The following is a 13,610-nucleotide window of genomic DNA, read 5'->3' as shown; positions in this document are numbered from 1 at the left end:
ACGCCCCGCCCCGAAATGGGCGGGGCGTTTCGCGTTGACTAAGGTAGACGGCGGCGACCGGCCGGTCGCCGCCCCGATCCGAGGAGCATCCGTCGTGATCCCACACCCCTCTTCCCTGCGCGCCCGGCTCCGCCGCCTCGCCCGCACGACCGGAGCCGCCGTGCTCGCGACCGCCGTCGCGGGCGCCGCGCTGCTCGGCGGAGCCGCCCCTGCCGCGGCCGCCGACGGTGAGACGTACGTCATCGGCACCGACACGACCTTCGCGCCGTTCGAGTTCACGAATTCCGACGGCGAGCTCGTCGGCATCGACATGGACCTGCTCCGCGCGATCGCCGAAGACCAGGGCTTCGAGGTCGAGATCCGCCAGCTCGGATTCGATGCGGCCCTGCAGGCCCTGCAGTCGAACCAGGTGGATGCCGTGATGGCCGGCATGTCGATCACCGAGGAGCGTCAGCAGACGTTCGACTTCAGCGACCCGTACTTCACCAGCGGCATCCAGCTCGGTGTTCTCGAGTCGAGCGACATCGATTCGCTCGACGATCTCGACGGCAAGACCGTCGCGGTGAAGACCGGCACCCAGGGGCAGACCTTCGCCGAGGACAACCAGGACGAGTACGGCTTCCGCATCACGCCCTACTCCGACACGACCGACATGGTCGACGCCGTCAAGGCGAACCAGGCCGTCGGCTACTTCGAGGACTTCCCGGTGCTGGCGTACGGCATCCAGCAGGGGTCCGGCTTCCGCCTGGTGGGCGAGCCCGAGCTCGGCGGCGAGTACGGCTTCGCGGTCAACAAGGGCATGAACCCCGAGCTGATCGAGAAGTTCAACGCCGGCCTGGCGAACCTGCAGGAGAGCGGCGAGTACGACGAGATCGTCGACACCTACCTGAGCGCGGGCGAGGCCTCCGCGCAGCCGACCGACATCATCTCCGTCGCCATGAAGTACTGGCCGGCGCTGATGAGCGGTCTCTGGCTGACCATCCTCGCGACGCTCGTCGCCCTCGTCGCCGCCTTCGTGCTCGGCATCGTGTTCGGCTTCGGGCGCATCTCGAAGTTCCTGCCGTTCCGCTGGCTCGCGACCGCCTATGTGTTCGTGTTCCGCGGCACCCCGATCCTGGTGCAGGCGTTCTTCGTCTTCTTCGCCATCCCGCAGCTGTTCCCGGGTCTGCAGTTCAACCCGTTCGTGGCCGGAGCGATCACGCTCTCGCTCAACACGGGTGCCTACATGACCGAGATCATCCGCGGCGGCATCCAGGCCGTCGACCCCGGTCAGAACGAGGCGTCGCGCTCGTTGGGTCTCGGGCACTGGAAGACCATGCAGAAGGTCGTGCTGCCGCAGGCGTTCCGCATCATGATCCCGTCGTTCGTGAACCAGGGCATCATCACCCTCAAGGACACGTCGCTGATCAGCGTCATCGGTCTCGCCGAACTGACGTTCCAGTCGCGTCAGATCATCGCCTCGACCTACCTGTCGGCGCAGGTGCTGACGATCGTCGCCATCATCTACTTCGTCGTGATCACGCTGCTGACGCTGCTCGCGAACCGCCTCGAGAGGAAGTTCAACGCATGAGCAAGATCTCCGTGCAGAACCTGCACAAGTCGTTCGGGAGCAACGAGGTGCTCAAGGGCATCGACCTGACGGTCGACGACGGCGAGGTCGTCGCGGTCATCGGGCCCTCGGGTTCGGGCAAATCGACCCTGCTGCGCTGCCTCAACAAGCTCGAGGAGCCCACCTCGGGCAAGGTCGTCATCGACGGCGTCGACCTCACCGACAAGACCGTCAAGCTCGACGAGGTGCGTCAACGCATCGGCATGGTCTTCCAGCACTTCAATCTGTTCCCGCACATGACGGTGCTCGAGAACATCACGATCGCGCCGATCGAGCTGGGGCGCCTGTCGAAGTCGAAGGCGCGCGAGCGCGCACTGGCCCTGCTCGAGCGGGTCGGCCTGTCGGAGAAGGCGGATGCCAAGCCCGCCTCGCTCTCGGGCGGCCAGAAGCAGCGCGTGGCGATCGCCCGTGCGCTCGCGATGGATCCCGAGATCATGCTGTTCGACGAGGCCACCAGCGCCCTCGACCCCGAGATGGTGGGCGAGGTGCTGCAGGTCATCCGCGACCTGGCCGAGGGCGGCATGACGATGGTGCTCGTGACGCACGAGATGGGCTTCGCCCGCGAGGTCTCCGATCGCACGGTCTTCATGGACGACGGCGTCGTGGTCGAGGAGGCCGCTCCCGCCGAACTCTTCGACGCGCCCCAGAACGAGCGACTGAAGGAGTTCCTCTCGAAGGTGCTGTAGCCCGCGGCATCCGCTCTGCGTCGTGTGACGCGCACAACTTCGGAGTTTCGCGGCGACGCGCCGCCAGAACTACCCCGAGCGCGGAGTGTCGTCGCAGATCTCCGAAGTTGTGTCGGCGGTCGCGACCTGATGGGGTGGGGCGATGACCGTTCAGCTCGTGCGTCCGACCGCCGTCCTCTTCGACTCCTGGGCCGCCGCCGTGGCGGAGTTCGGCGAGGGGCACGTCGACGGATCGGGTCTGACGGCTCCCGTCGCCCCGGACCGGGCGACCCTGGATGCTCTGATCGCGGATGCCGCGCGCCTCGCCGACAAGACCATCGCGCCGCCCGAAGACCGGGTGCACAACGACCTGTACTGGATCGTCGACGGTGCCGAGGTGGTCGGCTTCCTCTCGTTCCGGCACGCGCTCAACGCCTGGCTCGCCGAGGCGGGCGGACACATCGGGTACTCCGTGCGCGCGTCGCGCCGTCGGGAGGGCATCGCGTCGGCCGCGCTGCGCCTCGGCCTCGAGCGCGCCCGCGAGATCGGTCTCGATCGCGTGCTGGTCACCTGCGATGTCGACAACGAGAGCTCCTACCGCACGATCGAGGGCGCGGGTGGAGTGCTGCAGGACATCAGTGACCAGTCCGAACGCGGCATGGGGCTGTTGCGCCGCTACTGGATCGCGCTGTAGTTCCGCTCCGCGTCGCGGGTCGTCCGCGCCCCCTGTTCTCGCCCGCGCCCCCGGATGCAGGCGCGCGTAAGCGGGGGTGCGGACGGGAAGCGGGGGTGTGACCGCCGCGCCGGCGACTACTCCGCGACGCGGGCGGCGATGTCGCCGCGGTAGTGCGCGCCCTCGAGGCGGATGCGCGCGATCGCGTCGTACGCGCGCGAGCGGGCGGTGCCGAAATCGGATGCCGTCGCCACCACGTTCAGTACCCGGCCGCCGGTCGCGAGCAGGTCTCCGCCCGGAGCATCCGGACCCGCCGTCGCGGCGTGGACGATGCGCACGCCCTCGACGGCCGCGGCATCCGCGAGGTTCTCGATCGGGCGGCCGGTCTGCGGAGCCTCGGGGTACCCCTCGCTCGCGAGCACGACGGTGATCGCGACGTCATCGCTGAACACGGGGTCGGGCTGGTCTTCGAGGGTGCCGGATGCCGCGGCGAACAGCAGCTCCGACAGCGGCGTGATCAGGCGAGGCAGCACGACCTGCGTCTCGGGGTCGCCGAAGCGCGCGTTGAACTCGATCACGCGCACACCGGCGGGGGTGAGGATGAGCCCGGCGTAGAGAAGGCCGATGAACGGGGTGCCCTCGGCGTCGAGCTGGCGGATCACGGGCACGGCCACGTCGCGCGTGACCTCGGCGACGAACTCCTGCTCGCGGCCGAACTGCTCGACGAGCCAGGGCAGCGGCGAGTACGCGCCCATGCCGCCCGTGTTGGGGCCGGCATCACCGTCGAGCGCGCGCTTGAAGTCCTGCGCGGGGCTGAGGGCGCGTACGGTGTCGCCGTCGCTGAGGAAGAAGAGTGAGACCTCGGGGCCCGAGAGGAATTCTTCGACGAGAACCGGGCCGGCGGGGAGGTACTGCTCGGCGTGCGCGAGGGCCTCGGCGCGGTCGGAGGTGACGATGACGCCCTTGCCGGCGGCGAGACCATCGGCCTTCACGACGTGCGGCGCACCGAGATCGTCGAACGCCGCCTCGACCTCGGCCGCGGTGGTCGCGCGCACGGCGCGACCCGTGGGAACGCCCGCGGAATCCATGATGCGCTTGGCGAAGGCCTTCGAACCCTCGAGCTGAGCGGCCGCCTTGCCCGGGCCGAAGACGGGGATGCCGCGCTCACGCAGTGCATCGGCCACTCCTGCGACCAGGGGGGCCTCGGGACCGATCACGACGAGGTCGATCGCGTGCTCGTTCGCGAAGGCGGTCACCGCGCCGCCATCGAGCATGTCGACCGCGACAGGGGTCGCGTCCTGCGCGATGCCCGCGTTGCCGGGGGAGACGAAGATCTCGTGCTCCGCCTTCTCTGCTCGCAGAGCGAGGATGATCGCGTGCTCACGGGCACCGGAACCGAGGACGAGGATCTTCACCCGCCCAGCCTATCGAGCCTCGTCGGGTGCGTTTCGGTGGGCTGCGGCGTGCACAACTCCGGAGATCCAAGCCGGATCGCTCCGCAGCTGCGTGATCCGGCCGGAATCGCCACTTTTCTCCGGAGTTGTGAACGGGAGACCTGGGTTCCTGAGCCTGTCGAAGGCCTACCGCCCACGAAACCTCAGACCGGACGTTCGTCGGCCACGTTCCAGGGCACCGTCCACCCGGCCGCGTCGAAGATGCCGCTGAGCACCATGGCCGTGAAGCCCCACACGATCGTGCCGTCGACGTCGAACGCCGGAGCCCGGAACGTGCGGTCCCCGAACGTGCGCACCGAGGTGTACCGCGTCGCGGGGTCGAGCAGCTGCGCCACCGGCACCCGGAACACCTCCACCGTCTCGGCGTGATCGACCGCCGCCACGCGCGACGGCGTGCGCCACCAGCCGAGCACCGGTGTGACGCGATGGTTGCTCGCCGCGAGGGGAATCTCGGGCAGGGTCGCGAGCACATCGACGCCGGTGGGGTCGAGCCCGGTCTCCTCCTCTGCTTCGCGCAGCGCGGTGGCGACGGCATCCGCATCGCCCTGCTCGACGCGTCCGCCCGGGAACGACACCTGCCCCGGGTGGGACGAGAGCGTGGGGGCGCGGCGCTGCAGCAGCACGTCGAGATCACGCGCGACGGCCGCATCGGGCACAACCGCGGGCGAACGGTCGAGCACGCCGAAGAGGATCAGCACCGCCGCGTCGTGAGCGTTCTCGGGGTCGAGCAGTGCGGGGAAGGGTCCGCCCCAGCTGTGCCCCGTGGCCGCGGCGACCAGTTCGGCGCGGGCGCCCTCGGGATGCATGCTCATGCTGCGAGCCTACGCGCGGTCGTAGGGTGGGGAGATGGCCAAGAAGATCGACATCGTCGACGGGCGCACGGCGCTCGACGTCGTGAAGCGGGCGGATGCCGCGGGCGAGAAACCCCCGCGTCCCGCCCTCGCCACGGCCGTGCGGTACCTGCTGCAGCTGCTCGACGAGAAGGCCCCGGGCAACAGCGTCGAGGTGCGGGTGCCGCCGTTCGGTGCGGTGCAGGTGATCCAGGGGCCGCGGCACACGCGCGGCACGCCCCCGAACGTGGTCGAGATGGATGCTGCGACGTGGTTGGCGGTCGCGCTGGGTGACGAGCAATGGGCGGATGCCGCGGCATCCGGGCGCATCGCCGCCTCGGGTACGCGCGCCGACCTCGTCGACGTGCTGCCGTTGCGCCCGTAGGGTCTCTCGGGTGGGCCCTTCGACAGGCTCAGGGACCCAGTTCGTGGGGCCCTCACCCTGGGTTGCTGAGCTTGTCGAAGCATCCCGGCCCCGAGGCGCTAGCGCCGCGCGACCACCAGCGGAACCCCGGTGACGGGGTGGGGGAAGACGTCGACGGGCTGTCCGTAGACCTCTTCGATGCGCTCCGCCGTGAGCACCTCGGCGGGGGTGCCGGTGGCGACGACGCGCCCCCGCGACAGGAGTGTGACGCGGTCGGCGTGCGCGAGGGCGGCGTTGAGGTCGTGCAGCACGATCGCGACGGCGACGCCCTCGGCCGCCTGCAGAGCGATGAGCCGCATGACGTCTTCGTGGTGCTTGAGGTCGAGGGCGGCGGTGGGTTCGTCGAGCAGGAGAACGCCGGTGCTCTGAGCGATCACGCGGGCCAGCGCTACGCGGGCTCGTTCACCGCCCGACAGAGACGTGACCGAGCGGGCGCTGAGCGGCAGCACCTCGGTCGATCCCATCGAGGTCGCGACGATCGCGTCGTCGTCGTCGGCCGCGGGGGTGCGCGCCCAGGGCGAGCGACCCATGCGCACGACCTGCTCGGCCGTGAAGGGGAACGTGACCGTGTTCTCCTGCAGCAGCACCGCCCGCTGCTGTGCGAGCGTACGCGAACGGATGCCGGTGACCGGCGCCCCGTCGAGCTCGACCCGTCCGGTCCGGGCCGTCACGTCGCCCGCGAGCACGCCGAACAGGGTCGACTTGCCGGCGCCGTTGGGGCCGACGAGGGCGTGGATCTCGCCGGAGTGGATGTCGATCGAGGCGTCGTCGAGGATCGCGCGGCCGTCGCCGACGCGCACCGTGAGGCCGGTGCCCCGCAGCCGCACGCTCATGCCCAGCCTCCCGCCCGGCGGCGCGTGCGCACGAGCAGCCAGAGGAAGAAGGGGCCGCCGACGAGCGAGGTGATCATGCCGATCGGCAGGTCGGCGAGGGGCACGGCGGTACGGGCGACGAGGTCGGCGACGGCGATGAGCAGCGCGCCGCCGACGGCGGAGGCGATCACGAGCGGCAGATGCGCGGGGCCGATGATCATGCGCATCAGGTGCGGCACGACGAGGCCCGCGAACCCGATGATCCCGGCGAACGCGACGGCCGCGCACACCAGCAGCGCCACGGTGACGATGACCGTGATGCGCAGCAGCTCGACGTTGAGACCGAGGTGCCGGGCGGTGCGCTCGCCGAGGGCGAAGAGGTCGAGGCTCGGAGCGACGATCAACGCCACGACGATACCGATCGCGACCAGCGGCGCGACGAGGGCGACGTTCTGCCACAGCGCGCCGTTGAGTGATCCGAGCTGCCAGAACACGATCTGCTCGCGCGTCGAGGTCGTGCCGATGAACGTGAGGAACGCCATCCCGGCACCCGCGATCGCATTGATCGCGATACCCGTGAGTAGGAGGGTGACGACCTCGGTGCGGCCGCCGGAGCGGCTGATGAAGTAGACCGAGAGCACCGCCACGAGTCCGCCGATGAAGGCGAATGCGGGGGTGGTCCACATTCCGAACGAGGCGAGTCCCAGCGTGATGCTCGCGGCAGCGCCGAGGGCGGCGCCCGACGAGACGCCGACGACTCCGGCATCCGCCAGCGGGTTGCCGAAGATCGCCTGCATGAGCACGCCCGACACCGCGAGCGCGGCGCCGACGAGCAGGCCGAGCACCAGGCGCGGCATTCGGATGCTGTTGATGACGCCGTAGTCGGTGGCGTTCGCGGGCGCCCACGCGGTGTCGATCCCGATGCCGTGCAGCAGCACGCCGACGAGATCGGTGGGGGAGAGGTCGTACTGGCCGCTCGTGATCGATGCGATGCAGGTGATCGCGAGTGCGACGAGCAGGCCGGTGACGACCAGCGCGAAGCGCAGCCCCTGGCGCGTGGTGGGCGTCGGGGTGACGACCTCCGAGGTCATTTCGCGGGCTCGGGCGCGTAGAGGGCTCGGGCGAGGGCGCTGATGATCTCGGCCGAGCGCGGTCCGAAGCTCAGGATCTCGCTGTCGGCCATATCGATGACGCGGCGGTTGGCTCCGGCGGGCGTCTGGGCGACGGCGGGCACGCGTTCGATCAGGCCGTCGATGCCCCCGACCGATTCGAGTCCATCGGTCATCATCACGAGCACGTCGGGCTTCGCGGCGACGAGGGCTTCGGCGGTCATGGGCTTCATGCCCTCCCAGCCGATCTCCTCGGCGACGTCGACGCCGCCGACGGCATCGATCAGGGAGTCGGCACCGGAGTCCTCGCCGAAGATGTAGTAGACGTTCGCACTGCCGCGCACGTAGAGGAAGAGCATGCGGGCGCGGTCGGCTTCGTCGGCGGGCACGATCTCGGCGATCTCGGCCTCGGCGTCGTCGAGCTCGCCCGCGAGGCGCTCGATGAGAGCCGCCCCGCGTGTGGGAACGCCCAGGGCCCCGGCGATCTCGGTGACCAGCTCGTCGGTGGTGTCGATGCGGCGGTCGCTCGAGATCACGACGACCGCGATGCCGGCGTCGCGCAGCTGCTGGCGCACCTCCTTCGGCCCGATGGTCGTGTCGGTGAGCACGACGGTGGGGGCGAGCTCGAGAATCGCCTCGGCGTTCAGGCTGTGCCCGCTCTGCGTGACGACGGGCAGGTCTTCGGTGCCGGCGAACCGGGTCGACGCGTCCCGTCCGACGACCTGGTCGCCGAGGCCCAGGGCGAAGACGGTCGAGGCGATGGTGCCCGAGATGTCGATCGGCAGGATGCGGTCCGCCGACGTGACCGTGACCTCGCGGCCTTCGCTGTCGGTCACCGCGACCGGCAGCTCGGGGGCGCTGTCGTCGTCGACGGGGGTGATGGCGTGGCTCGACAGGCACGCGGTCGATCCGCCCTCGACGGTGCGGACGTCGTCGACGAGGTCGAGATCGGCGAGAGCGACGGATGCCTGGGGGCAATCGTCCGCCGGCGTTGCCGAGGCGTCGGGGGTTGCGGCGTCGGCGCCGGGCTGTGCGCAACCGGCGAGTCCGATCGCGAGCGAGGCAGCGAGGAGGACAGCAAGGACGCGACGCATAAGGCAAGGCTATCCTAAAACTTGACGCGAGCCTCGCGCACAGCCTACGCTCAGGATCGGTAGCTGCTTAGTGCAGCCTAACCTAATCCCTTCGCCCGACTGCATAGCGGCACCGCCGGCGTGCGTGCCCGCGCACCCCGGGGCCCGGAGAGAAACCGTGAACTCCACAGCATCCAGCACCACAGCGAGCACCCGCGTCCGCGCGGCGATAGCCGCGCTGATATCGCTCTTCCTCGTCGTGACCGGCCTCACGGTCGCTCAGCCCGCGCTCGCGGCCGACGCCGTCGTCACCACAGGCGTCACCGTGGCCGACACGTCCGGTGTGACGGTGCGGGCCACGGCATCCGCGCTTCCCGAGGGAACGACCGGCGCCTACGCCGCCGTCATCGAGAAGGGCACCGAGAGCGGCGTCACCGCGGGCGGCGGATTCGCGGCCATGCAGTTCGTGCGCACCGTCACCGACGGCGGCTTCACGGTCGACCTCACGGGGGCGGCATCCGCCTTCGACCGCACCAAGGTGTACGAGGTCATCGTCTGGCAGCAGCACACGATCCCGGACGCCACGAACATCTACGCCCGCGCCGATGTCGCCATCAGTGAGGAGCAGTGGGATGCCGTCTTCCCGCCCGTGACCGAGCCGGAGACCCCCACCGAACCCGAGACGCCGACGGAGCCGGAGACCCCGACCGAGCCGGAGACCCCGACGGAACCGGAGACCCCGACCGAGCCGGAGACCCCGACGGAGCCGGAGGTTCCCACCTCCGCCGCGATCTCCGTCTTCCTGGCCGACGGCGTGACCCCGGTCGGCACCACCGCCCTCAAGGCCGGTGACAAGGTCGTCGTGAAGGGCTCGGGCTACGACCCGACCGCGAACGTCGGCGGCCGTGGCGTGCCGATCCCCGCGACTCTGCCGCAGGGCACGTACGTCGTGTTCGGCAACTTCGCCGAGACCTGGCAGCCGTCGGCCGGTGCCGCAGCCGCGACCCGCTCCGGTTCGGTGCAGGCGTGGGCGCTCGCCGAGAGCGTGCTCGACCAGGTTCCCTCGCAGTACCAGGCCGCCGTGCGCGGCCAGTGGGTCCCCCTCGCGGCCGACGGTTCGTTCACGGCGACCCTCACGCTCAAGGACACCACGGCGACCCCCGGCTCGTACGGTGTCTACACGTACGGTGCCGGTGGCGTGAGCAACGCCGACCAGGAGCGCAGCGTCGCCCTCAACTACGCACCGGCTCCGAAGGTCGCCGTCACCGACCTCGCGGTCAGCGACGCGGGCATCACGGCGAACGTCAACGGCACGCAGTTCGGCGCCGTGACCGGGGTGTACGCCGCGATCATCGAGACCGGCACCGAGGCGAACGTCACCGCCGGTGGCGGGTTCGCGGCGATGCAGTTCGTGCGCAACGTGTCGGGTGGTGCCTTCTCGGTCGCGCTCGCGGCTCCGGCATCCGCTCTCGACCGCACGAAGACCTACGAGGTCATCGTCTGGACGCAGCACACGATGCCGAACGCGCAGACCATGCTCGCTCGCACGCCCGTCACGATCTCGACGGCGCAGTGGGACATCGTCCAGCCGGTTCCGGCTGCCCCGTCGATCTCGGTCTTCCTGGCCGACGGCGTCACCCCGGCCGAGGGCGCCGCCCTCAAGACCGGTGACAAGGTCGTCGTGAAGGGCTCGGGATACAGCCCGACCGCGAACGTCGGCGGCCGAGGTGTGCCGATCCCCGCGAGCCTGCCGCAGGGCACGTACGTCGTGTTCGGCAACTTCGCCGAGAACTGGAAGCCGTCGGCATCCGCTCCGTCTGCGAACCGCTCGATCGGCTCGCAGCTCTGGGCGCTCTCCGAGACCGTGCTGAACCAGGTTCCCGAGGCCTTCCAGCCGACCATCCGCAGTCAGTGGGTCGACATCGCGGCGGACGGCACGTTCACCGCGACGCTCACGCTGAAGGATGCCGCGGCCAAGCCCGGTGCGTACGGTGTGTACACCTACGCCGCCGGCGGCGTCGTGAACCCCGAGCAGGAGCGCAGCGTCGCCCTGAACTACAGCGAGGCCGCGGTGGCGACCGCGACGGTGACCTCGGCGACCGAGGATGGCCTGACCATCGCGGCCGGAGGCTCCAAGCTCGGGTCGATCACGGGTGCGTATGTCGCGCTGATCGAGGCGGGCACCGAGGCGGATGTGACCGCCGGTGGTGGGTTCGCCGCGATGCAGTACGTGCGCAACGTATCGGGGGGCGCGTTCAGCGTGGATCTGGTGGCGGCGAAGGCGGGTCTGGATCGGTCGAAGTCGTACGAGGTCATCGTGTGGCAGCAGCACACGCTCCCGACGGCGTCGACGATCTACGCCCGTCAGGCCGTGACGGTGTCGGATGCGCAGTGGAACAGCGTGTTCCCGCCGAGCAGTCCGACGGTGTCGGGTTCGGTGTCGGTGGCGTCGACCGAGGGCCTGACGGTCGCGACGTCGGGGTCGAACCTCGGGTCGATCACGGGTGCGTATGTCGCGCTGATCGAGGCGGGCACCGAGGCGGATGTAACCGCCGGTGGCGGGTTCGCCGCGATGCAGTACGTGCGCAACGTGTCGGGGGGCGCGTTCAGCGTGGACCTGGCGGCGGCGAAGGCGGATCTGGATCGGTCGAAGTCGTACGAGGTCATCGTGTGGCAGCAGCACACGCTCCCGACGGCGTCGACGATCTACGCCCGCCAGGCCGTCACGGTGTCGGATGCGCAGTGGGATGCCGTGTTCGGCCCCGTGGACGGCCCGAAGGTCACGACCGCGGTGAAGTCCGCGACCGCGCAGAACGGCCTGACCGTCACGGCGACCGGATCGAAGCACGGTTCGATCTCGGGTGCGTACGTGGCGCTCATCGAGAAGGGCACCGAGGCGAACGTCACGGCCGAGGGCGGCTTCGTCGCGATGCAGTACGTGCGCAGCGTCTCGGGCGGTGGCTACTCGGTCGACCTCACGGCGGCGGCGAGCAAGCTCGACCGCACGAAGACGTACGAGGTCATCAGCTGGCAGCAGCACACGATGCCGACCGCGTCGACGATCCACGCGCGCAGCACCGTCACCGTGACCGAGGCTCAGTGGGATGCGATCTTCGGCAAGACGCCGCCGCAGCCTCCGAAGCCGCCGGTCACCCCGACCGCTCCGGTCGCGACCGTCACCGGTGGATCGCTGCGCTGGGACGTGTCGAGCACGTTCCTGCGATACATCACGAGCGACATCGCCAAGGGCGCGATCGAGGTCACGGGCGGCGCCACGCGCGCCGACGGACTGTTCCAGTTCGGCCAGGCGGCGGGCAGCACCTACGACCCCGCGACCGGCCTCGGCACGGTTTCGTACGTGGGATCCGTGCGGTTCACCGGTCACGGCGGCATCCTCGATGTCACGATCGCGAACCCACAGATCCGCTTCACCTCGGCGAACGCGGCGACGCTCTACGTCACCAACGGCGGAAGCCAGGTCGCGTTCGCGACGCTCGACCTGTCGCGTGCGGGCAAGACCACGGCGAACGGCGCGGTCACCTACACCTCGGCTCCGGCATCCATCACCTCCGCCGGCGTCAACCAGGTGTTCCAGGGGTACTCGACGACGCTGAGCCCGGTCACCTTCACGGTCGGGTCCGCGGCCGCGGCCCCGAGCGGATCGACGGGCACGGTCGCCGCAGCTGCGGCGGTCGTCAAGAAGACGGCCCTCCCGGCCACGCCTCCGGCGACCACCGGCATCGAGATCGACGACGAGAACCTCACCGCCCTGCAGTCGGGCAGGTCGGCGACGATCACGGCATCCGGTTTCGAGCCGAACGAGAAGGACATCCAGGTCGTCGTGTATTCGACGCCCGTCCTGCTCGGCACGGTGGATGCCGATGCCGACGGTGTCGCCACATGGACCGGCACACTGCCCGCCACGCTCGAGAACGGCGAGCACACGCTCACCCTCCAGGGCTCGGTGACCCGCGGACTCGTCTTCACGCTGGCCCGTGAGACCGTGGTGATCGGCGCCTGCACCGTTGACGGCGCGAGCCTGAACTGGGGCTACAAGGAGTCGTTCCGCACCTACATCGAGGGCATCGCGAAGGGCGGCTGGACGCTGACCGACGTGGTCTACCAGTACCCCGACTTCGTGTGGTCGAACGGCTCCGGCTCGTACGACGACGAGAGCGGCGCGGGCCTGGTGACCTACGGCGGCAGCATCACCTTCACGGGCCACGACGGCGCGCTGAACACCACGCTGGCGAACTTCCGCCTCGAGCTCGCGGGCGACACCGGCTACATCGTGGTCGACGTCACCGGCACCACGCAGTCCGGCGAGGCCATCGACCTGAAGGACGTGCGGTTCGCGGACTTCTCGCTGGCCGACGTCACCGCGGTCGACGGAGTGATCACGCTCGACGGCATCCCGTCGACGCTCACCGATGCCGGCGCCGCCGCCTTCGGCACCTACGCCGCGGGTGAGGAGCTCGACCCCGTCAGCGCCGTCATCCCCGTCGGCGCGGACTGCGGAGTCGCGGCCCCGGCCGACGACGAGGAGACCGAGTCGGAGGCGACCACCGCGGTCACCGCCGTGACCGAGGTCGCCGACGAGCAGGGCGGCGTGCCGGTCTGGGTCTGGATCGTCGGCGGACTCGTCGTGGTCGCCCTCGTCGGAACGGGCGGTGTGCTCATCGGACGCCGCAGTCGCGGGACGGCCGAGCCGCAGGTCACCTCGACCGAGGTCTGACACCCGCTCGAACCGCCCTTCTGCATCGCGCGGGAGGGCGGTTCGTCGTCGGAGGGTCGGCCGGAGGTCTCGGTGTCGGGCGGAGTTCTCCTTGTCGGGCGGAGGTCTCGGCGTCGGGCGGAGTTCTCCGGGCGAAGCATCCGCCCGGCGCGGAGTTCTCCGCCCGTAACGGAGGAGATCTCGCCTTCCGCAGGATCAGAACGGCGGATGCCTCCTGCGGAGCGCG

The 13,610-nt window shown here is 70.1% G+C and carries 10 protein-coding genes; 5 read left to right on the top strand and 5 right to left on the bottom strand.

Going from position 1 to position 13,610, the window contains the following annotated elements; translation table 11 throughout:
• Nucleotides 1–94: 94 nt before the first annotated feature.
• The 3 genes from ACIPVN_RS07995 to ACIPVN_RS07985 all read left to right on the top strand — a co-directional run bounded on the left by ACIPVN_RS07995 (nucleotide 95) and on the right by ACIPVN_RS07985 (nucleotide 2,968).
• Nucleotides 95–1,570, top strand: coding sequence for an amino acid ABC transporter substrate-binding protein/permease (locus tag ACIPVN_RS07995; RefSeq protein WP_400441798.1), 1,476 nt, complete (start codon nucleotides 95–97; stop codon nucleotides 1,568–1,570).
• Entirely contained in the window at nucleotides 1,567–2,295 is a 729-nt protein-coding gene (locus tag ACIPVN_RS07990) for an amino acid ABC transporter ATP-binding protein (protein WP_400441795.1), read from the top strand. The genes ACIPVN_RS07995 and ACIPVN_RS07990 overlap by 4 nt, the downstream gene beginning before the upstream one ends.
• A gap of 142 nt (nucleotides 2,296–2,437) precedes the next feature.
• Nucleotides 2,438–2,968, top strand: a complete 531-nt coding sequence (locus tag ACIPVN_RS07985; RefSeq protein WP_400441792.1) for a GNAT family N-acetyltransferase — start codon at nucleotides 2,438–2,440, stop codon at nucleotides 2,966–2,968.
• A 116-nt stretch (nucleotides 2,969–3,084) separates the two neighbouring features.
• On the opposite strand, the gene purD is transcribed toward ACIPVN_RS07985, so the two are convergent.
• Together purD and ACIPVN_RS07975 are read right to left on the bottom strand one after the other, a co-directional pair.
• A complete protein-coding gene (gene purD, locus ACIPVN_RS07980; protein ID WP_400441789.1) occupies nucleotides 3,085–4,362 on the bottom strand; it encodes a phosphoribosylamine--glycine ligase in 1,278 nt (425 codons plus the stop codon).
• Between the two features lie 182 nt (nucleotides 4,363–4,544).
• Nucleotides 4,545–5,213, bottom strand: coding sequence for an NUDIX hydrolase (locus ACIPVN_RS07975; protein WP_400441786.1), 669 nt, complete (start codon nucleotides 5,211–5,213; stop codon nucleotides 4,545–4,547).
• A 34-nt stretch (nucleotides 5,214–5,247) separates the two neighbouring features.
• Between ACIPVN_RS07975 and ACIPVN_RS07970 the strand changes: the two genes are divergently transcribed.
• Entirely contained in the window at nucleotides 5,248–5,616 is a 369-nt protein-coding gene (locus ACIPVN_RS07970; RefSeq protein ID WP_400441784.1) for a sterol carrier family protein, read from the top strand.
• 98 nt (nucleotides 5,617–5,714) lie between these two features.
• On the opposite strand, the gene ACIPVN_RS07965 is transcribed toward ACIPVN_RS07970, so the two are convergent.
• The 3 genes from ACIPVN_RS07965 to ACIPVN_RS07955 are packed head-to-tail and all read right to left on the bottom strand — an operon-like array spanning nucleotide 5,715 to nucleotide 8,670.
• Complete coding sequence (locus ACIPVN_RS07965; RefSeq protein WP_400441781.1) at nucleotides 5,715–6,488, bottom strand: heme ABC transporter ATP-binding protein; 774 nt, start codon at nucleotides 6,486–6,488, stop codon at nucleotides 5,715–5,717.
• A complete protein-coding gene (locus ACIPVN_RS07960) occupies nucleotides 6,485–7,558 on the bottom strand; it encodes a FecCD family ABC transporter permease (RefSeq protein WP_400441779.1) in 1,074 nt (357 codons plus the stop codon). Before ACIPVN_RS07960 ends, ACIPVN_RS07965 begins: the two co-directional genes overlap by 4 nt.
• Nucleotides 7,555–8,670 (bottom strand): hemin ABC transporter substrate-binding protein, encoded by a 1,116-nt coding sequence (locus tag ACIPVN_RS07955; RefSeq protein WP_400441776.1) that lies wholly within the window; start codon nucleotides 8,668–8,670, stop codon nucleotides 7,555–7,557. The genes ACIPVN_RS07960 and ACIPVN_RS07955 overlap by 4 nt, the downstream gene beginning before the upstream one ends.
• A 157-nt stretch (nucleotides 8,671–8,827) precedes the next feature.
• Here ACIPVN_RS07955 and ACIPVN_RS07950 point away from each other — a divergent pair, with 157 nt between their 5' ends.
• Nucleotides 8,828–13,384 (top strand): HtaA domain-containing protein, encoded by a 4,557-nt coding sequence (locus ACIPVN_RS07950; protein ID WP_400441773.1) that lies wholly within the window; start codon nucleotides 8,828–8,830, stop codon nucleotides 13,382–13,384.
• The last annotated feature ends 226 nt before the right edge of the window (nucleotides 13,385–13,610 follow it).

Origin of the sequence: Microbacterium sp. NPDC090003, assembly GCF_044748385.1 — a bacterium.
Taxonomy (GTDB): domain Bacteria; phylum Actinomycetota; class Actinomycetes; order Actinomycetales; family Microbacteriaceae; genus Microbacterium.
Note: the sequence above shows the minus strand (reverse complement) of the source record. Positions and strands in the feature narration are given on the sequence as shown.